At 42.2% G+C, this 20,582-nt stretch carries 17 protein-coding genes; 8 read left to right on the forward strand and 9 right to left on the reverse strand.

All coding sequences use genetic code 11. The features are described from left to right. Positions 1 to 136 precede the first annotated feature (136 nt). From DIU38_RS00140 to DIU38_RS00150, 4 genes are all read left to right on the forward strand, one after another. On the forward strand, positions 137 to 1,345 hold the full coding sequence (locus DIU38_RS00140) for a M28 family peptidase (protein WP_244311249.1): 1,209 nt from the start codon (positions 137 to 139) through the stop codon (positions 1,343 to 1,345). Beyond that, a complete protein-coding gene (locus DIU38_RS33695; protein ID WP_244311250.1) occupies positions 1,342 to 1,518 on the forward strand; it encodes a hypothetical protein in 177 nt (58 codons plus the stop codon). The genes DIU38_RS00140 and DIU38_RS33695 overlap by 4 nt, the downstream gene beginning before the upstream one ends. Positions 1,519 to 1,658: 140 nt before the next feature. Continuing rightward, positions 1,659 to 2,969 carry an MFS transporter gene (locus tag DIU38_RS00145; protein ID WP_243770597.1) on the forward strand — a complete coding sequence of 437 codons (1,311 nt, stop codon included), beginning with the start codon at positions 1,659 to 1,661 and terminating at the stop codon, positions 2,967 to 2,969. 298 nt (positions 2,970 to 3,267) lie between these two features. Then, positions 3,268 to 4,077 carry an SDR family oxidoreductase gene (locus DIU38_RS00150; protein ID WP_146750337.1) on the forward strand — a complete coding sequence of 270 codons (810 nt, stop codon included), beginning with the start codon at positions 3,268 to 3,270 and terminating at the stop codon, positions 4,075 to 4,077. A gap of 197 nt (positions 4,078 to 4,274) precedes the next feature. On the opposite strand, the gene ettA is transcribed toward DIU38_RS00150, so the two are convergent. After that, positions 4,275 to 5,957, reverse strand: a complete 1,683-nt coding sequence (gene ettA, locus DIU38_RS00155) for an energy-dependent translational throttle protein EttA (protein ID WP_090528750.1) — start codon at positions 5,955 to 5,957, stop codon at positions 4,275 to 4,277. 524 nt (positions 5,958 to 6,481) lie between these two features. Between ettA and DIU38_RS00160 the strand changes: the two genes are divergently transcribed. Continuing rightward, positions 6,482 to 9,016, forward strand: coding sequence for an ATP-dependent Clp protease ATP-binding subunit (locus tag DIU38_RS00160; RefSeq protein ID WP_090528747.1), 2,535 nt, complete (start codon positions 6,482 to 6,484; stop codon positions 9,014 to 9,016). A 235-nt stretch (positions 9,017 to 9,251) separates the two neighbouring features. Here DIU38_RS00160 and DIU38_RS00165 read toward each other — a convergent pair whose 3' ends face one another. Then, positions 9,252 to 10,361, reverse strand: a complete 1,110-nt coding sequence (locus DIU38_RS00165) for a carboxypeptidase-like regulatory domain-containing protein (RefSeq protein WP_112652796.1) — start codon at positions 10,359 to 10,361, stop codon at positions 9,252 to 9,254. Between the two features lie 148 nt (positions 10,362 to 10,509). Between DIU38_RS00165 and DIU38_RS00170 the strand changes: the two genes are divergently transcribed. Continuing rightward, the gene (locus tag DIU38_RS00170; protein ID WP_149353997.1) at positions 10,510 to 10,725 is read left to right on the forward strand and encodes a hypothetical protein; all 216 of its coding nucleotides are present in this window, start codon (positions 10,510 to 10,512) and stop codon (positions 10,723 to 10,725) included. Positions 10,726 to 10,964: 239 nt separating this feature from the next. On the opposite strand, the gene DIU38_RS00175 is transcribed toward DIU38_RS00170, so the two are convergent. The 5 genes from DIU38_RS00175 to DIU38_RS00190 form a co-directional block, all read right to left on the reverse strand. Further along, positions 10,965 to 11,777 (reverse strand): enoyl-ACP reductase FabI, encoded by an 813-nt coding sequence (locus DIU38_RS00175; RefSeq protein ID WP_091165893.1) that lies wholly within the window; start codon positions 11,775 to 11,777, stop codon positions 10,965 to 10,967. 123 nt (positions 11,778 to 11,900) lie between these two features. Further along, on the reverse strand, positions 11,901 to 12,293 hold the full coding sequence (locus DIU38_RS34590) for a DNA repair protein RecN (protein ID WP_317132418.1): 393 nt from the start codon (positions 12,291 to 12,293) through the stop codon (positions 11,901 to 11,903). Between the two features lie 87 nt (positions 12,294 to 12,380). After that, positions 12,381 to 13,586 carry a DNA repair protein RecN gene (locus DIU38_RS00180; protein WP_317132419.1) on the reverse strand — a complete coding sequence of 402 codons (1,206 nt, stop codon included), beginning with the start codon at positions 13,584 to 13,586 and terminating at the stop codon, positions 12,381 to 12,383. Between the two features lie 187 nt (positions 13,587 to 13,773). Beyond that, complete coding sequence (locus DIU38_RS00185; protein ID WP_112652798.1) at positions 13,774 to 15,774, reverse strand: M56 family metallopeptidase; 2,001 nt, start codon at positions 15,772 to 15,774, stop codon at positions 13,774 to 13,776. 5 nt (positions 15,775 to 15,779) lie between these two features. After that, a complete protein-coding gene (locus DIU38_RS00190) occupies positions 15,780 to 16,157 on the reverse strand; it encodes a BlaI/MecI/CopY family transcriptional regulator (RefSeq protein ID WP_091165901.1) in 378 nt (125 codons plus the stop codon). A 286-nt stretch (positions 16,158 to 16,443) separates the two neighbouring features. Between DIU38_RS00190 and murB the strand changes: the two genes are divergently transcribed. Both murB and DIU38_RS00200 read left to right on the forward strand, forming a co-directional pair. Then, positions 16,444 to 17,463 carry a UDP-N-acetylmuramate dehydrogenase gene (gene murB / locus DIU38_RS00195; RefSeq protein ID WP_091165905.1) on the forward strand — a complete coding sequence of 340 codons (1,020 nt, stop codon included), beginning with the start codon at positions 16,444 to 16,446 and terminating at the stop codon, positions 17,461 to 17,463. A 263-nt stretch (positions 17,464 to 17,726) separates the two neighbouring features. After that, positions 17,727 to 18,263 (forward strand): RNA polymerase sigma factor, encoded by a 537-nt coding sequence (locus DIU38_RS00200; protein ID WP_090528721.1) that lies wholly within the window; start codon positions 17,727 to 17,729, stop codon positions 18,261 to 18,263. A gap of 88 nt (positions 18,264 to 18,351) precedes the next feature. Here DIU38_RS00200 and DIU38_RS00205 read toward each other — a convergent pair whose 3' ends face one another. After that, positions 18,352 to 18,957 carry a helix-turn-helix domain-containing protein gene (locus tag DIU38_RS00205; RefSeq protein ID WP_112652799.1) on the reverse strand — a complete coding sequence of 202 codons (606 nt, stop codon included), beginning with the start codon at positions 18,955 to 18,957 and terminating at the stop codon, positions 18,352 to 18,354. A gap of 90 nt (positions 18,958 to 19,047) precedes the next feature. After that, positions 19,048 to 20,526, reverse strand: coding sequence for a phytoene desaturase family protein (locus tag DIU38_RS00210; protein WP_112652800.1), 1,479 nt, complete (start codon positions 20,524 to 20,526; stop codon positions 19,048 to 19,050). Positions 20,527 to 20,582: the final 56 nt, after the last annotated feature.

Raw genomic sequence — 20,582 nt, forward strand, 5'->3', positions numbered from 1 at the left:
GCAGGTTCGCCCTGTAAAGTATGGGATGCTTCGTACCTCGCAATGAGGTCTTTTTTAATTTAGTATAATGCCCGTACCCCTTCCTCCTTTAGCTGTCAAATAGTACATTTGTTAAAACTGATCTTACTGTTTATATATGAAGAAATTTACTTTATTATTTTCTGTTGCTGCCTTGTTGTGCACACAAGTTAAGGCACAGGACTCTTTAACTATCCGCAAAATGTATGACGAAGCGTTGGTTAACGGCCAGTGTTATGAAAATCTCCATTACCTGTGCAAAAATATAGGTCAGCGCCTCAGCGGCTCTGCCAATGCTCAAAAGGCTGTCGATTGGAGCAAAAAACTGATGGATGGTTATGGTTTCGATAAAGTTTACCTGCAGGAAGTAATGGTGCCGCATTGGGTGCGCGGAGCAAAGGAGGAGGCCGCTATTATTGATGGTAAAACCCGCATCCCGGTACCAATTGTTGCCTTGGGTATGTCAATAGCCACACCTAAAGCAGGTATTACAGCTAATGTTATTGAGGTTAAAAGCATTAAAGAACTTGAGGGCCTTGGCGAGAGTGTGGTAAAGGGAAAGATTGTTTTCTTTAACCGTGCGTTTGATCCTCGCTTTATTGAAACCGGTGCTGCTTACGGTAATGCCGGCGATCAGCGTTTTATGGGACCGGCCGTAGCCGCCAAACTTGGTGCAGCCGGTGTAATAGTACGTTCGCTCACTGAAATCATCGATGATTATCCGCATACCGGCGCTACCCTTGCTGCCCCGGGCAGTAAAATGATTCCAGCTGCAGCCATCTCTACAAAAGCAGCCAATAAGTTGAGCGCTATGCTTAAGTTGAGGAAATTCCCGGCAGCAAAATTTTACTTTAAGCAAAATTGCGAGTTACTGCCTGATGTGAAATCATATAACGTTATAGGCGAAATTACCGGCTCTGAAAATCCTAACAAATTTATTACCGTTGGCGGCCACCTTGATTCATGGGACTTGGCCGAAGGTGCACATGACGACGGTACTGGCGTAATGCAGTCGGTTGAGGTATTGAGAATTTTTAAAACGGTTGGATACAAACCTAAAAACTCGGTACGCGCCGTGCTTTTCATGAACGAGGAAAATGGTCATAAAGGCGGCACTAAATATGCCGAACTGGCGGCCCAAAATAAAGAGCAACACATTGCTGCTATTGAAACCGACGAAGGCGGCTTTACACCCCGCGGGTTCAGCTTTGCTGATGTATCAAAAGATTTTATCAAAAAAGTGAATGATAACTTCAAATCAATCCTGGAGCCATACGATGTTGACAAGTTAACTATCGGGGGGCGGGTACGGATATTGAGCCGATGAAAGAAACGGTACCGGGAGTAGTATTAATTGGCTTCCGCCCGGATTCACAACGATATTTCGACTTGCACCATACCGCTAAAGATGTTTTTGAAAACGTAAACAAACGTGAGCTGGAACTTGGCGCGGCTGGTATGGCAGCGTTAATTTATTTGATAGATCAGCACGGATTGTAAAGAACCGAACCATGATTTTTAGGATTAAAGGATGATCCTGATGTGATACCATGCATAAAATTCATGGTAATCTTCTAATCCTAAAAATCAAGGTTCAAAAAAATAGCTACCTTTGCGGCACATCTAAAAATTAATAAATAGTGACCGAAGAAGGCGATAGTAAACCCCGGAAAATAGACTCCTTTGCAGCATTGCGTTATAAAGATTTCAGATCTTACATAGGCATGCGTTTTTGTTTCACTTTTGCATATTCCATGCAGGCCGTAGTACTCGGCTTTTATATTTACAGTATCACCCATAGTAAAATAGCCCTCGGCCTTATTGGCTTGTGCGAGGCTATTCCGGCTATTGGTATTGCTTTGTACGGCGGCTATATCGCCGATAAATCTGAAAAGCGAAAAATGCTTTTGCTGATCTTTAGTGGAGTGTTACTGACATCCCTGGTGATGTTTACCGTAACACTCAAAAGCATGAGCGGTATTATTCATACTGGTTGGATTGTACCTATTATGTACGCTATGATATTTTGTAATGGTGTGGCGCGTGCCTTTTATGGCCCGGCAACATTCACCATTTACGCTAACAGTATCCCAAAAGAATTGTATCCAAATGGCAGTACCTGGAGCAGTAGTAGCTGGCAAGTTGCATCTATTTTGGGCCCGGCAGCAGGTGGTTTAATATACGGTTATGCGGATAAGGTAATACCTGGTTTAAGCGGTATAACCGCTACGTTTAGCTGTATTCTGTTTTTGCTACTGGTATCGTTGGTGTTGGTGTACATGCTGCGTCAATATCCGGCGCAATATGTTCCTAAAGAAAGTATCTGGAAAAGCCTTTCGGAAGGGATTCATTTTGTGTTTGGAAACAAAATGATGATCGGCGCTATGAGCCTCGATCTGTTTTCGGTATTTTTTGGTGGTGCGGTGGCTTTGCTGCCTGTTTTTGCCAATGAGATATTAAAAGTAGGTGCTGAGGGACTAGGTATCATGAGGGCTATGTCGTCATTAGGGGCGGTATTGACCATGCTGGTGATGACACGTTTTTCGCCGATGGGCAAGCCGTGGCGTAACCTGCTTATTGCGGTGACCGGTTTTGGTTTGTCAATCATATGTTTTGGTTTATCAACTAATTTTTACCTCTCGCTATTATTTATTTTTACCGAAGGCGCTTTTGATAGTATCAGTGTTATTATCCGAGGTACGCTGATGCAGCTTTTGACACCAGATCATATGCGTGGCAGGGTATCGGCAGTAAACCAAATGTTTATCGGCTCATCTAACGAGATAGGTGCTTTTGAATCGGGCACGGCAGCGCAATTGTTAGGCACTGTTCCGTCGGTGTTATTTGGCGGCAGCATGACTATGCTTATTGTGGGCATTACTTATCTGAAAACTAAGAAGCTAATCCCATTGTCCTTGCAGCAGATCCATGCGCCGGGTGAGGGGGGATAAAGGAGGCGTAAAAATTCTAATATCCCTAAAACGGCTGTCACGCTGAGCCCGTCGAAGCATGGTGGGTAGGGCCTCTGCGCGCGACCCTTCGCCAAGCTCAGGGTGACAGGCCGTCGCTCTCCATGTGTTTACTATTTTGCGGACGATATCGCTTTTACAATCATGAATTTTTTATGTAGCCGGCATTATTTTTAATCTATCCCCTTGCTTTGCTGCATTATAAATTCACATCTTTACGTTGCCAAAAAACGGCATCATCAAACCAATAAACAATAAAACAAACTCACCCTTACAAACAATGAAAAAGGTAATATTAGTAACAGGAGCATCTTCTGGTATTGGCTTAGCTTGTGCCAGTGCACTGCAAGCGGCAGGCCATACGGTTTACGGGTCATCACGTAACCTCGACCGCATGAAATCTGTATCGTTTAAACCTGTTCAACTTGATGTTACCGACGATGCTTCGGTAAAGGCAGCCATTGAGACTATTATTAAAGCGGAAGGTAAAATTGATGTATTGGTAAACAATGCAGGTAATGGTGTAACTGGTCCGGCGTATGCTATGCCGGTAGAAAGCGCCAAGCAGCAATTTGAAGTCAACTTTTTCGGCGTGATCCGCGTTAGTTCGGCAGTATTGCCTGGTATGATTGAAAAAGGTCAGGGGCTCATTGTAAACATCAGCTCATTGGCCGGTTTATTCGGTTTGCCATACCAGGGTATGTATAGCGCTTCCAAATATGCTATTGAAGGCTACTCACAAAGTTTAAGGATGGAACTGCGCAATACAGGCGTTAAAGTAACGCTATTAAATCCGGGCGACTTTAAATCAGACTTTAGCCAGAACCGCGCTAAGGTTAAATTCCCAATCAAGAACGATAAACTCGAGACTGAATATAATGCCGCAGTTGCCGCTATGGAGAAAGACGAAAGCATCGCCCCAAGTCCGGAATCATTGGCTAAAAAGCTGGTTTCGATAGTAGCTTCGTCAAGTCCTAAACACCGTTATTTGGTTGGGCAGGTTGGCCAAACTATTGTGCCTACCTTAAAGGCAATATTGCCAGGCGGTTTGTTTGAAAAGCTAATGAATGACCATTACGGAATAAAATAAGATTTTATTTTACTTGATATGAAAAATGCCGCCCGGTAAGGGTGGCATTTTTGGTAAAATCAAATCTACTTCGGGTTTAGCGTAGCGTAACCCGGAGTGGGCATGGTTTAAGCTTTCAGCTTAAGGAGAAAAAGCTGAAAGCTTTTTGTATGTTATACCACGGGTTACGCTATCGCTAAACCCGCGGCAGTTTTTTGCTACGCCGTCAATTTCTTATACTTAATCCTTTTCGGAGCCACATCTCCCAAACGCTTCTTCCTGTTTTCTTCGTAATCAGAGTAGTTTCCTTCAAAGAAGTAGACCTGAGAGTTACCTTCAAAAGCCAGGATGTGCGTACAAATACGGTCAAGGAACCAACGGTCGTGACTGATCACTACCGCACAGCCGCCAAAGTTTTCCAGTGCCTCTTCCAATGCACGTAGGGTGTTTACGTCGATATCGTTGGTTGGCTCATCCAGCAGTAATACATTCGACCCTTTTTTGAGGGTGATAGATAAGTGCACACGGTTACGCTCGCCACCTGATAGTACACCTACCTTTTTCTGCTGATCGGCACCGTTAAAGTTAAACTTGGATACATATGCCCTTGAGTTAAGCGGGCGGTTACCCACCATAATAGTTTCCAAACCACCGGTTACGTTTTCCCAAACAGATTTGTTAGGGTCAAGATCATCATGCATCTGGTCAACATAACCTAAGGCTACGGTTTCACCCACACGGAAAGTACCGGCATCCGGCTGATCTTGCCCGGTGATTAAACGGAATAGCGTGGTTTTACCGGCGCCGTTAGGGCCAATAATACCAACTATACCTGCCGGAGGCAAGGAGAAGCTCAGATTATCGAACAATAATTTATCGCCGTATGATTTGCTTACACCATTGGCCTCAATTACCACGTTACCCAAACGCGGGCCCGGCGGAATAAATAGCTCCAGTTTTTCTTCGCGCTCTTTAGTCTCCTCAGATGCCAATTTTTCGTAATTGCCTAAACGGGCTTTTGATTTGGCGTGGCGGCCTTTCGGGCCCATGCGTACCCACTCCAACTCGCGTTCCAGGGTTTTCTGACGTTTACTCTCACTCTTTTCTTCCTGGGCCAAACGCTTGGCTTTTTGATCTAACCATGAGGAATAATTTCCTTTCCATGGGATACCTTCTCCACGGTCAAGCTCGAGGATCCAGCCGGCAACGTTATCAAGAAAGTACCTGTCGTGCGTTACGGCGATAACTGTTCCTTTATATTGTTGTAAATGTTGCTCCAGCCAATCAATAGATTCGGCATCCAAGTGGTTGGTAGGTTCGTCCAGCAATAAAACATCCGGTTCTTTTAATAACAAGCGACATAAAGCCACACGGCGGCGCTCACCACCCGATAATACCGAGATTTTGGTATCGGGTTCAGGACAGCGCAGGGCATCCATGGCGCGCTCCAGTTTGCTATCCAGCTCCCATGCGTTTACCGCATCAATTTTATCCTGTAATTCGCCCTGGCGGTTCATGAGTTTTTCCATGGCATCGGCATCTTCGTAATATTCCGGAAGACCGAATTTTTCGTTGATCTCTTCGTACTCCTTTAATAAGGCGGTAGTTTCAGAAACCCCTTCCTCAACTATTTCGCGCACGGTTTTTTCAGGATCAAGTTCCGGTTCCTGGCTCAGGTAGCCAACGGTATAGCCCGGCGAAAACACCACTTCGCCTATATTAGTTTTATCAATACCTGCAATAATTTTGAGCAATGACGATTTACCGGAGCCATTTAAGCCGATAACGCCAATTTTAGCGCCGTAAAAAAACGACAGGTATATGTTTTTTAATACTGTTTTTTGCGGGGGATAAACTTTGCTCACCCCGGCCATTGAAAAAATTATCTTTTCGTCTGCCATTATAATTGGATCAATAAATAGAAATTCAAATATGGCTAAAATAGATGAAACGGAGGTTGTAGATTAATGATTAGGGGGCAGTAATTTTAAGTTGTTTTTTGAGTTATAATGTTAATTTAAATTTAATTGAATCTTAAGCGAAGCGCACAACCATCACCGCGGGTTTCCCGTATATAAGTTATATGACGATACCTGCTGGCTAATGCCTAATTGTCATGTTTATGACGAAATGCCTTAAAAGGTGGAAATGTTATTAAATATTTGAAATTTGTTTAAACTTTTTTAGGATATTTATATCAAACAGGTAAGTTTCGTTCGTATATTGTAAAAAAAATGCTTGTTAGCGGGCTTTTCAGATAAAAACTGTTGATTGATGCCAAACTTTGATACATTGCGTATCATTGCAATGTCTGTTTCTGCAAAGCATTAAATGTTGGCAATATTGTTGATGAAAGTAAACAGGCGTCGTAATTTGTAAAAACATAATTTATACATTAGGGCGTTCAATAATTAGAAAGGTATATATGGAAGCTAAATTTTCGCCGAGGGTAAAGGATGTTATTCAATATAGCAGAGAAGAGGCATTACGCCTTGGGCATGACTATATAGGTACTGAACATCTTTTGCTTGGGCTTATCCGCGATGGGGATGGTGTAGCAATTAAATTGCTGAAGGGATTGAACGTTGATACCGCAAAACTTCGCCGCGCCGTTGAGGATGCAGTAAAGGGAACTATTGGAACAAACGTACATATCGGCAGCATCCCGTTAACAAAACAGGCCGAGAAGGTATTGAAGATAACTTATCTGGAAGCCAAAATATTTAAAAGCGATGTAATTGGTACAGAGCACCTGCTGCTGTCCATCCTTCGCGATGAGGACAACATTGCCTCACAGATCCTGGTACAGTTTAATGTAAACTACGAGGTATTTAAAGGGGAAGTTGAATCGCATAAAAATGATGTTACTGACGAAATGCCGGGATCACCTACAGGCGGCGACGATGACTTTAAAGAAGAAGAGTCATTCAGTCAGCCTAAAAAAGTATCCGACATTAAATCAAAAACACCGGTGCTTGATAATTTTGGCCGCGATTTAACCCGCGCAGCCGAAGATGGCAAGCTTGACCCTATTGTTGGTCGTGAAAAAGAGATCGAAAGGGTATCACAAATTCTATCGCGCCGTAAAAAGAACAACCCTATATTAATAGGTGAGCCGGGTGTAGGTAAATCGGCCATTGCCGAAGGCCTTGCATTACGCATTGTTCAGCGCAAAGTATCACGTGTATTGTTCAATAAGCGTGTAGTTACACTTGATTTAGCTTCGTTGGTTGCCGGTACTAAATACCGTGGCCAGTTTGAAGAGCGTATGAAAGCGGTAATGAACGAATTGGAAAAATCACCTGATGTAATTTTATTTATTGACGAGATCCATACTATAGTAGGCGCTGGTGGTGCTTCAGGTTCGCTTGATGCATCAAACATGTTTAAACCAGCTTTGGCGAGGGGAGAGATACAATGCATTGGCGCAACCACTTTAGATGAATACCGCCAGTACATTGAAAAAGATGGTGCTTTGGACCGTCGTTTCCAAAAGGTAATGGTTGAGCCGGCTACACCGACTGAAACTATTGAAATACTGAACCGCATTAAGGATAAATATGAAGAACACCACGGTGTTACTTATACTCCTGAAGCTATCAATGCCTGCGTTAACTTAACCACCCGTTACATTACCGACAGGTTTTTACCGGACAAGGCTATCGACGCGCTTGATGAAGCCGGTTCACGTGTTCACTTAACCAATATCCACGTGCCTCAAAACATTTTAGATATTGAGCAGAAGATAGAACAGATCAAGATTGAGAAAAACAAAGTTGTTCGCAGCCAGAAATACGAAGAAGCTGCTCAGTTACGTGATACTGAAAAGAATTTGTTAGTTGAGCTTGACCAGGCAAAAGCTGTTTGGGAAGCCGAAACAAAATCAAAACGTTACACTGTAACCGAGGATAACGTTGCCGAAGTAGTATCAATGATGACCGGCATCCCTGTACAACGTGTAGGTCAGGCCGACAGTCAGAAGCTGTTGCACATGAGCGATACTGTTGCCAGCAAGATCATTGGTCAGGATGAGGCTATCAAAAAGCTAACCCGTGCTATACAGCGTACTCGTGCAGGTTTGAAAGATCCTAAAAAACCTATTGGTTCATTCATCTTTTTAGGCCCTACAGGTGTTGGTAAAACCGAGCTTGCTAAAGAGCTTGCCCGCTTTATGTTTGACACTGAAGATGCCCTGATCCAGATTGATATGAGCGAGTACATGGAGAAATTTGCGGTATCCCGTTTAGTGGGTGCGCCTCCGGGCTACGTAGGTTACGAAGAAGGTGGACAGTTAACTGAAAAAGTACGCCGTAAACCTTATGCCGTAGTGTTATTGGATGAGATCGAAAAAGCTCACCCTGATGTATTCAATATCCTGTTACAGGTGTTGGATGAAGGTCAGTTGACTGATTCATTAGGCCGTAAGGTTGATTTCAGGAATACTATCATCATCATGACATCAAACATCGGTGCCCGTCAGTTGAAAGACTTTGGCCAGGGCGTAGGTTTCAGCACTAATGCTAAAACTTTACAGGCCGAAAGCCATTCACGCGGTGTTATTGAGAATGCATTGAAACGTGCATTTGCCCCTGAGTTCCTGAACCGTATTGATGATGTTATCGTATTTAACTCATTAGGTAAAGAAGAGATCTTCAGGATCATCGATATCGAGCTTGCCTACCTGTTTAGCCGTGTAAATGGCTTAGGTTTCAAAATTGAGCTTACTGAAGCTGCCAAGGAGTTCATTGCCGATAAAGGTTACGACTCGCAGTTTGGTGCAAGGCCGCTTAAACGCGCCATCCAGAAATACCTGGAAGACCCAATTGCCGAAGAGATCCTTAAAGGTGAATTAGCCGAAGGTGACGTAATGGTAGTTGATTTTGATACCGAAACCAAGGAGATCAAAATCACTGACAGGAAAGGCGAAAGCAAAAAACCTGAACAGGAAGAGCAGAAGTAATTTTGCAGTACTTGTAAGTAATATTAAAACCCCGTTTCGATTTTTCGGAACGGGGTTTTGTTTGCTGTCTGAACCGGGATTTTTGGATTTTTGGGATTAATCGGATTTTTGTCTGAACTCGAATTTTTTGAATTTATTTAATTGCCTTTTCATTCTGATAATTCACTCAATTCGTTTAATTCGAGTTCAGACAATATTCTGTAAATCCTTTAATTCTGAAAATTCTGATTCAGACTCATTTCTTTTCCACCACCGGCTCATAATCAACCGGTAACATTTCGGCAACACGACTTATGCCCCAGTCACCTTCATAGATTACGGAATGAGGATTAGCTACAATACCATTGTTGTCAAAAAAGGCATATGGCTCATCGAAAGAAATAATGGTTGTGGCATTGTTAGGCATATTAAAAGCCTGTACGGCATTATCTGAAGGGGCTCGGCCTTTTTTAGTATACATAACATATAGGCAATCGGTAAATCCTATAGCAAATAAGCCTTCCTGGTCTGTTAGCTTGAAAAAGTCGGCCCTGTCTAAGGGTTTATTGACAAGACTTTGCAAATATTTATTATTGGGGCCGCCGTGATAATTAGGATTGGGTTTACGGATCAGGCGCATCACAACAAAGTTTTCTTGTGTGAGACTGTCTTTTATAGCCGACCGATAGAAATGCATATATGAACCAAGGTACGCTGATTGTCGTTCTTTACGCCATTTACGCTTTTGTTTTTCGGTTCCCTTCAGGTCTTCGAAATTGGAGATCCCCTCATAGTATAGCATAGCTTTTGCCGGGTTGTAATTGAAGTTGGTTAGTTTGTACTTTATCCTATAGCCAAGAGCCTTGTTTTCAATCTCTAGGAAATCGTGAGAAGTAGCTTTTAGGATTCGGGTAGCTTCATCATAATCGAAATCAAGCACATCTGAGTTCAGGATTTTACATTTGGCGGCATTGTCCGAATAGCCTAAAAATTGCTGCCTGAAAATAGCATAGTATTTTTCACGGTTAGGATCAGGCCTGATCTTTACTTCATTTAACTGAAAAGTTTTGGGGATAATGCTGATGGTACCCAGGTTGATATTGGTACTGCCCGCCTGCAAACTATAAGTGTAGGTTTCATAACCTACTATAGATATAATGAAATCATACTTGCCGGGCTTTACGTTGCTGAGGGTGAAAGTACCGTCATCAGCCGTTTTGTTGCCTACCTGGGCATTGTTTAAAAACACACTGGCATTAGGCACGGGCCTGGTATCGGTCATGTTAATTACTTTGCCGGTAATTTTTACCTGGCCCATACAGTACGCAGGTATCAGTAACGATAAAAGCAAGAATAACTTACGCATGGTTAAAATTAAACTAAAATTTTAGTTTAAAAATATAGCTGCATGAAAATTTATCAGAAATAAAGATTCGAAATAAAATAATTTAAAAAACGTTTAAACCTTTGAACAATTTTTTGTTCAAACAGTTATATAACTAACGCAATACTTTATGAAAAAAATCTTGACTTTAATTTGCTGCACTATAGTACTTGCTGCAACATCGTGTAAAAAGGAATATGTAACTACCAGCCCGAGCGCTACCACTATTTTTGATACCACTCCAAATTTTGTGCTCGACAATAGTATTAACGGCTATACCACGACTTTAAATGTCCCGAAATTACTGACTACTATAACAATCACGGTGCTGTTTTGGTGTATTTAGAGGATAATGGTACCTATGAACAGCTACCGGATGTATATGGGGGATAAGTTACAGGTTTGTATATCAAACAGGCAAGCTATACATTGATGCTCAAAATTCCGACGGAAGTGTCCCTACAGGTAACGGTATCCCCGGCCCATTAAAAGTGAAAATAGTATTGGTGCCGTAATCCAATCTAACTCAAAACAAAAAGGAGCCTTGCAAACGCAAGGCTCCTTTTTGTTTAAGAACATTTGAAATTATTTCCCCATTTGATCAATAACCGCCTGGGTTACGCCGGTGAATGAGAAACCACCATCGTGAAACAGGTTTTGCATAGTAACCATTTTGGTTAAATCGCTAAACATAGTAACGCAGTAATCAGCGCACTGATCGGCATCAGCATTACCCAGCGGGCTCATTTTTTCGGCAAACTCAATAAAACCGTCGAAGCCTTTTACGCCCGAACCTGCAGTAGTGCGGGTTGGCGACTGAGAGATGGTATTAACACGTACTTTTTTAGCCATGCCGTACTCATAACCAAAGTTACGGGCAATGCTTTCTAATACTGCTTTGTTATCGGCCATGTCATTGTAGCCAGGGAAGTAACGCTGGGCAGCGATGTAGCTTAATGCCAGTACTGATCCCCATTCGTTAATGGCATCGTGTTTCATGGCAGCCTGCAAAATGCGGTGAAGACTTAACGCAGATATATCGAAACCTTTGTGGGTAAATTCGTAGTTGTTTTCAAAATAAGGAATGTTTTTGCGTACGTTAACGCTCATGCCTATTGAGTGCAGGATGAAGTCAACCTTGCCGCCAAAGTGTTCCATGGTTTTGGTAAACAGGTTGTTGATATCATCGCCATTGGTAACATCGGCGCCAATAACCGGCGCGTTGCATTCTTCGGCCAGTTTATTGAGTTCGCCCATGCGTAAAGCAATAGGGGCATTTGATAATACAATTTCAGCACCTTCCTGTACAGCGCGTTGCGCCACTTTCCAGGCTATTGATTGCTCATTTAGTGCACCGAATATGATGCCTTTTTTGCCTTTTAATAAATTATAAGCCATTTGTTAAGTTTTTATAATTGAAGCAAAGTTATAATTTTATTTCAGTTGCCGGTGAGCAGTTTGCAGTTGCTGATTGGTGGTTTAAAATAAGGGTAGTTATTGCCTGCTGCAAACTCAAAACGGCTAACTGAAAAGCAACTCCCTCGCATTCTGTAAAGCGCTCTCGCCTGGTTTATCCCCGCTTAGCATTTTGGCAATTTCCAATACCCGTTCATCATTACTCAGCTGTTTAATGCGGGTAAAAGTAGCCGCCTCGCTGTCATCCTTATAAACAAAATAATGGCTTTGGCCCTTGCTGGCAATTTGCGGCAAATGGGTAATGGTAATTACCTGCAGATTTTGGGCTAAGCGCTCCATGATCTGCCCAACCTTGTTGGCAACTTCGCCCGATACGCCTGTATCTATCTCATCAAAAATAATGGTAGGCAGGGCTGTATATTGCGCTACGATAGATTTAATGCTCAGCATCAGTCTCGAAAGCTCGCCACCAGATGCCACCTTGCTCATCTCAGCCAAAGCATGTCCCTTATTAGCCGAAAATAAAAATTTAATGTTATCAATCCCCGTGGCAGTAAGTAAGGGAGCTTGCTCAGTAGCTCCCCTTTAGGGGCGGGGGGGCGTTTGCTCAATGCTTAACATCGAGTTTCCCATCCCCATCTCGGCCAGTGTTACCAATATCTGTTTCTCAATATCCGGGATAGCTTTTTTGCGGTTGACTGATAACTGTGTCGCCAGCTTTTCAAGTTCGGCTTTATCGGCAGCAATTTGTTTTTGCAGTTTTTCGATGGCTTCGTCACCAAAAAGGGCTTGCTGCACTTTGTCTGATAATTCTTCCTGAATCTGCAATAGCTCGGCGATGGTATTTACCCGATGCTTTTTTTGCAGATTGTAGATCATGCTTAACCGGTTGTTTACCTCTTCGGCACGGGCTTCATCAATAAAAGTATGCTGTTCAATGGCATCAATTTCAGCAGCAATATCTTTCAATTCTATGATAGTGCTATTGATGCGCTGGTGCAATTCAGCCACAGCCGGGTTGTATTTTTCTATAGAACCCAAAGCCTGTCCGGCTTCTTTTAGCTGAGTCAACGCTGCAGCTTCGCCATCCTGTAAAAGATAGTTGGCACCTAAAAGGTTGCGCTTAATTTCTTCGGCATTGTTGAGGGTGTTCAGTTCCCGCTCCAAATGTTCCTGCTCATCGGCAACCAAAGCACTTTTTTCAAGTTCATCAAACTGAAACTGGAAATAATCAAGATCGGCTTTGCCTTTATCATTTTCGGCTATGAGCTGGTTCAGCTTGCTTAACGACTTTTTATATGCTTTGAATTTGGTTTGATAATCAAACAGCAGATCCGAATGACGGGCGACGGAGTCAACCACTAACAGTTGAAAATCCGGATCATTGATCTCCAGCGTAGCATGCTGGGAATGGATGTCGATCAGCTTTTCGCCCAGTTGCTTCAATGCTGTGAGGTTAACCGGCGTATCGTTTACAAAAGCACGGGATTTACCATCGGCAGAAATTTCACGGCGTAATACCGTTTCGGTTTCATAATCCAGATCGTTATCCTCAAAAAAATCGGCTAAATGAAAGCCACTGATTTTGAACGTGCCCTCAATAACGCATTTTTTTTGCTGGTTAAAAAAGTACTTGCTTTCGGCCCGTTGTCCTAAAATAAGTGAAAGGGCACCCAATATGATCGATTTACCTGCACCGGTTTCGCCGGTTAATATGTTCAGGCCGCTATCAAAACCTATCTCCAGGTTATCGATAAGCGCGTAATTATTAATGGTTAGCTTTTGAAGCATAAAAAAAGTGTCCTCATTTTATTGAGGACACTAAATTACAAATTAAGGTTCTTTAAAAAAGATTTTTAATGCTAATTGCTAATTTATTTAGTCTTGATGGACTAAGTCAAAAGTCTTAAGCCCAAAGTTCAAAGTAGAAGCCGGACTTGAGATTTAAGATTCCAGGCTTAAGACTTCTGACTTAGTATCAATTTGTAGCGCTATCGGCTTTGATTTCCTCTTTATCGTCGGTGTCAAACTTATAATCAAAGTCTTTATCCATTTTATCGCGGTAAAGTTTCATTTTTTGTTTAAACGCCGGGCTTTTCATATAGTCCCGCAGTTTTTTGCTGGCTTCTTTAAGCCGTTGTTGTGCCGCTCTAATTTCAGGGCTATCCTGGAAGCCGCGCATTTGCCGGCCAATGTCCCTCATATCCTCCTGTAGTTTTTTCATGTCGGGATTGTTGTAGGCCATCCTGATGCTATCGCCCATGGCCTGCATACGGTTTCTTTTGGCAATAAATTCCGGCGAGTCATAGCGGCTGCGGATTTTTTGGCCCAGGTTTTTCAATTGCTCTGTTTGCGCCTTCACATCGGCCGGGATCTTGCTTTGCAGTTCGTCCTGGTATTTTTTGTAGTTAGGGTCTCTATCGTCGTTATAACTACGATACCCACGATCATGCGGGATGCCATATTTTTTCTCCAGCTCTTCGTTCATTTTTTTAAACTCAGGACTGCTGTAATAAGCACCAATCTTGCGGCCTATCTCACCCATCTGTTCGCTGGTTTTTTTAGATTCGGATGTTTCGCCATATTCCTTTTGAAAATCTTCGCCCATTTTTTGCATTTCCAGCTTCATTTTTTCCATGCCCTCAGTGTTATAATAGGCCTGCAGGGCTTTACTTTTAGCTTCAAGCATTTCCTGTTGCTTTTTGAAATCATTGCTGTTGTAGTATTTACCAATCAGCTCGCCTTGTTTGTTTACTTCGGCGCTGAGTTTTTCAAGCTCAGCATCGTTAAAACCGTCGTAGTTAAAAGAATCATGGCGTTGTTTGGCTTTAACTATTTCGGCCTGGGTTTTCTTTTTATAGGTTACAGGCTTTTTAGTTTTAGGAGCCACCTTGCGTATGGTATCTTCCACAAATAGAGCATGTAAGGCGGCAGGCGCAGCAACTTTTTTAACTGAGAGCTTGCCATCTTTTATGGTGGGGTTTAGCCAGGCAATGCTGCTAACGCCGACAGCCATTATGGCAATGGCCACAAGCAGGTGGCGGATATTGCCTATAGGTTTCTTTGTTTTCATGATGCGTTCAATTCTATTTAATAAATGATATTTTTTGCCATTAGCAGCCAGGGCCAGCTGTAAATGCTGCTGCCTGGTTTGCTCAAGCTTCAAAAGCGCGTGTGCATAGATCAAGGGTTGCTGTGTTGTTTGCACAACAAGGTCATCGCAGCTGTTTTCGCGCTCCTGGTTAATAATGCGGTTAATTAATTGGGCAAAGGGATTAAAGAATAATAGTATGGAAATAAATTGCTGCACCAAGTTAAGCAGGTAATCATTGCGTTTAATGTGCGATAGCTCATGCAGTAAAATGGCTTCAACCTCGGTAGCCGATAAGTATGTAGTAAGGGTTATCGGTAACAAGATTATAGGGCTTAAAAAGCCAATCATGCAAGGGGCATCAACCATACGGCTAAAGTTTACCCACACACTTTTTTTAATGCCCAGCTTTTGGCAAAGCTCATCGGCAAAGTCCTGTAGCCTGTCGGCAGGTACCATGGTACGTTTTATCAGGCTGATCCTTTGCCAGCTTAAGCTTACTTTAAGCAGGTTAAACACCAAACCGGCAAAATAAAGAGCCGATATATAAGGCAGATAGCCTTTTATAACGTATTCGTAATAGTTACTTTGCGGTCTGGTTGCTACTTCATGCAGCGGCAGGTAGAAACGTGGTAATAAAGATGGTGCATTGGCGGATGCGTAATTGATCCACTCGTGCAGCCTGAATTGATGGATAAACGTGTATATAAACCAGGCGCTTAACGTAAGCATAGCACCCATAGCCCAATTATGCTTTTTAATGGCCGATAACTGCGGCGCGCAAATGAACACTAATCTTAAGGCAAACCATATCAATAATCCCTGCCATAACGATTGCAGAATGGTTACGCCTAACACCTGGCTTATATTATAGAATAAATTTTCCATCACGTTTATTTTTTATCCTGATCAAATTGATTCAAAAAGTTTTTAATAGCGTCAATCTCGTCTTTTGATGCGCGGTGCTGGCCAAGCGCCTGGATCACCAAATCGGAAGTGGAGCCTTTAAATACAGTAGACAAGATTTTATCCAGAGCGTTGCTTTGGGCCTGCTCCATTGTGAATAAAGCCTTGTAAACATGGGTTTTTGAAGTGGTGTCGCGCTCAACCATTCCCTTATCGTGCATAATCTGCATGAGTTTTAAGGTGGTGGTGTAGCCGGCATCCTTGTTTTTAGCAAGCTCTTCGTGAACTTCACGTACGGTGCACTGGCCCTTTTTCCAGATCACCTGTAAAATTTCGAGTTCGCTTTCTGTTGGTTTAATTTCCATCTGTTTCTCTATTACGAATTTCTTCGTACAAATATCTACGATAGATTTCGTATTTGCAAGAGGTTTGTGATTTTTTTAACAAATTTTAACGGTTGGGTGGGTAGTGAGTGGTTGTCTGAATCAGAATTTTCAGGATTTAAGAATTTACAAAAGATGGTCTGAACAGACAAAATTCCCCAAATCCCGGTTCAGACAAAATCACTATCTTTTGGTTACTTTTGCACTCAATAGATTCGGAAAATAAAAACTCCGAAATCGAATATCCCAAATCCGACATCAAAAAAACATGCTGCAAATACAAGAAAACGTATCCCTAAAAAATTTTAACACCTTCGGTATTGATACCAGCGCCCGTTATTTTGTAGAGATAGCCCATGAAACCGAACTAACAGAACTGTTTGCCGACCCACAGTGGCAGCAAACAGAGCGACTAATACTCGGTGGCGGCAGCAATATGCTTATGGTTGATGATTTTGACGGACTGGTTGTGCGCATGAACATCCGCGGTATTGAGCACCGGATTAGTCATGACGATGTTTATGTAGAAGCAGGTGGTGGCGAGGTATGGAATGACCTGGTTAATTATTGCGTTGCGCATGAATATGCTGGTGTCGAAAATCTGAGCCTGATCCCGGGTTCGGTAGGGGCATCGCCTATACAAAATATAGGTGCCTATGGCGTGGAGCTTAAAGATGTATTTCACAGTTGCCGCGCTTTTGAAATAGCGACAGGGACATTCAGAAATTTCAGCAAAGAGGATTGTAAATTTGGTTACCGCGAAAGTATTTTTAAAGCTGAACTGAAAGAACAGTATATTATAGTATCGGTAAAGTTCCACTTATCGCTGGTGGCAAGCATCAACACCAGGTATGGGGCCATTGAGCAAGAATTACAAAACAGGGGTATCTCAAACCCTACTATTAAAGATGTATCGCAGGTGGTGGCGCATATCCGGGTATCCAAACTCCCCGATCCGTCAACTATAGGAAACGCGGGCAGCTTCTTTAAAAACCCGGTGATCAGTGCCGAAGAATTTGCTGTGGTGCAAGCTAAATTTCCTGATGTGGTAAATTACCCTGCTGCTGATGGCGGCGTAAAACTGGCTGCCGGATGGCTCATTGAACAATGTGGATGGAAAGGAAAAACCGTTGGCCACACAGGAACATGGAAAAACCAAGCCCTGGTTTTAGTGAACCATGGAGGCGCTACGGGGCAGGAAGTGTATAACTTTTCGTCGCAAATCATAGACAGTGTGTACACTAAATTTGGCGTTACACTACAACGTGAGGTTAATATTATTAGTTAAATAAGTTTATTTAAAGTGAATTTTCATTTTTAATAAAATTTCTTCTGAATAACATTCCTGTTACAAATGTTCCCTAAATAAGTTTGATTTTCTGCTGTAAAAATTCATAACGTTCTGTTTTTCAGTATTGTATTTGTTATCAATGTGTGAATATTACACAATGGATAGGTTTCAATGCCGATGTTTAAATGTGGACTTTTTACTACACACTTTGGCTTAATGGCATCATGCTTGTCTAATTGTTAACACAAAACTTTAACAAAATGACAAAGATTGAGTTTAACACCCTTGTACTACGTCAGGCGACTTCTTTAAGATCATACGCTTTACATTTCACGCACGACGCAGACGATGCTAACGACCTTGTCCAGGATACAATGTTGAAGGCCATAACTTACTACAACAAGTTTAAGGAAGGCACCAATTTAAAAGGATGGTTATATACCATCATGAAAAACACATTCATCAACAACTATCGCCGTTTTGTTAAAATGAGCACTTTCGTTACCAAGAGTGATGAAATATCATCGCCCAACCTGGTATTTAGTTCAACCAAAAATCAGGGCGAAGCCAAATTTGTTATGGATGATATTAAAAAAGCTTTAGACAGGCTACCCGAAGATTATTATGTACCCTTCACCATGTACTTTGAAGGTCATAAATATCATGAAATTGCCGATCACCTGGATATCCCGATCGGTACGGTAAAAACCCGTATACACGTAGCACGGAAACTGCTCAAGAAAAACCTTAAGGCATATGATAACGGCATCGCCAAACCCGTTTACGCAGAGAATTAATATTCAATTAAACTCCATCATATATATAGAAGAAACCCGCCCATGAGGCGGGTTTCTTGTTTCAATCCAGGTTATTAACGGGGCTGTGTTATCTTAAAAAAGGTACAGCCGGCTGATAAAATATTTGCCGGGTATTATATACCAATACGCTGTTGAAAACGATATAAATAAAGTTTATAGCATAAAACAACGGCATACTCAATAATATAAGTTCGCCCACGCCAAGGTTCAATATAGATGAGGTAATATGAAAAAATTCGTGGTTAAAAAGAACAATAGCTGTTAAAACGATAGCTAAACACCATGATATTTGAAAATTGATAAGCCGTTTACAAGGTTTATCTATATCCTTTATTTTTTTTCTGTTGGATAACCACAAGGCCAGTGGCAATGCTATTCCCAACATAGGGAATATAATGAAGCTTAAGGCTGATAAATTGAATTGTAGTAAGAAGTTTCTGCTATGATTCAAAATTCCTGCCGGTTCGAAAGGCAATTCTGTTAAATCTTCAGGAGTAATATTTAGTGCTGTTGCCAGTCTTTTAAGTGTATCGCCCCTTGCGTCTGTTTCATCGTTTTCTATTCGTTGCACGGTTCTTAAACTTAGTTGGGCTTGTTCAGCCAATTCTTCCTGGCTTAATCCTTTACGGTTGCGCAATTCCTTAATCTTTTTTCCGGGGTTATAGGTTTTCATATTGATATATTTTGCTGAACAAAAGTATAACTGCCTAAAGATATTAATTGCCGACTTGTTTACGTCATGTTTACGACATTGCTGTTATTGCTAATACGCCAACTTCTTCATTGCCTCCTTCGCTACCACCTGCCCTGAGATAATTGCCGGCGGCACACCTGGCCCGGGCACAGTAAGCTGGCCAGTATACAACAGGTTGTTGATATGTTTTGCCTGCATGGCGGGTTTAAAAAAAGCAGTTTGGGCAAGTGTATTTGCCAACCCGTAAGCGTTGCCTTTAAAGGAATGATAATCGACTTTGAAATCATTTAGCGCATAGCTCCGTTTCACCACGATCGAATCCCTTATGTCATGCCCGGTAATCTGAGCAAACCTATCCATCATCAGGGTGAAATATTTTTCGCGGATGGTTTCGTCATCATTTAAGCCCGGCGCTATCGGCATCAGGAAAAACAGGTTCTCGCCGCCCTCGGGGGCAACCGTGCTATCCGTTTTTGAACTACAGCAAACATAAAACAACGGACTGGAGGGCCATTGGGGCGCAGTATAAATCTCCTTGGCATGCAATTCAAAGTCTTCGTCGAAGAATAGGTTGTGGTGCTGTATGTTCGGCACTTTTTTATTAGTGCCGATATAGAACAATAAGCTCGATGGCGACATCGTACGGCTATTCCAGTATTTAGTAGTGTAGTTACGATAGGGTTTTTCAATTAAATGCTGGTCAACATGTTGATAATCTGCCCCTGCAATTACCATATCGGTGGTGAATACGCCGTTATTGGTTTGGATTTTATCAACCTGTTTATCCTGTATATTGATTTTTGTAACCTCTATATTGAGCTTGATCTCAACCCCCAGTTCGATGGCCAGGCTTACCATAGCTTTTACTATTTCGTTCATGCCACCCATAGGGTACCAGGTGCCCAGGGCAAGGTCCGCATAGTTCATCATGCTATACATGGCTGGGGTATTTTGCGGGGTGGCTCCTAAAAATAACACGGGGAACTCCAGTAGTTTAATTAATTGGGGTTTTTTAAAATATTTGCGTACATGGCTGCTCATACTGGTAAGCAGCTGCATGCTGAAGCTTTTTTTGATAAGGTTAAAGTCGATAAATTCGGTGATGGAATGGGAGGGGCGGAAAACGTACTCACCCATGCCTACTTTATATTTATATGCCGCCTGGTTTAAAAAATCCCGTAATGCTTTACTACTGCCAGGTTCGGCTTGTTCAAACAGGGCTTCAAGCTCAACCATATCCGCTGGGACATCAAATATTTCATTTTTGCTGTAATAAACACGGTAGCCGGGATCAAGCCTTTTTAGCCGGTAATAATCGGAAGTTTTTTTGCCAAACAGTGCAAAAAAGTTTTCAAATACGTCGGGCATCCAGTACCAGCTTGGCCCCATATCAAACCTGAAACCATCCTGCTCCCAGGCCCTGGCACGGCCGCCAGGCTGGTCATTTTTTTCCAATATGGTAACTTTAAATCCTTCTTTAGCTAAAACACAGGCTGCTGATAAACCAGCAAAGCCCGAACCAATAACAATAATATGTTTGCTGCTCATGTTTAATGTGAAGCCCAAGATAAGAAAAATGTTTTAGGCCTATAAAAAACAATACC

Origin of the sequence: Mucilaginibacter metallidurans (assembly GCF_003286435.2) — a bacterium.
Taxonomy (GTDB): domain Bacteria; phylum Bacteroidota; class Bacteroidia; order Sphingobacteriales; family Sphingobacteriaceae; genus Mucilaginibacter; species Mucilaginibacter gossypii.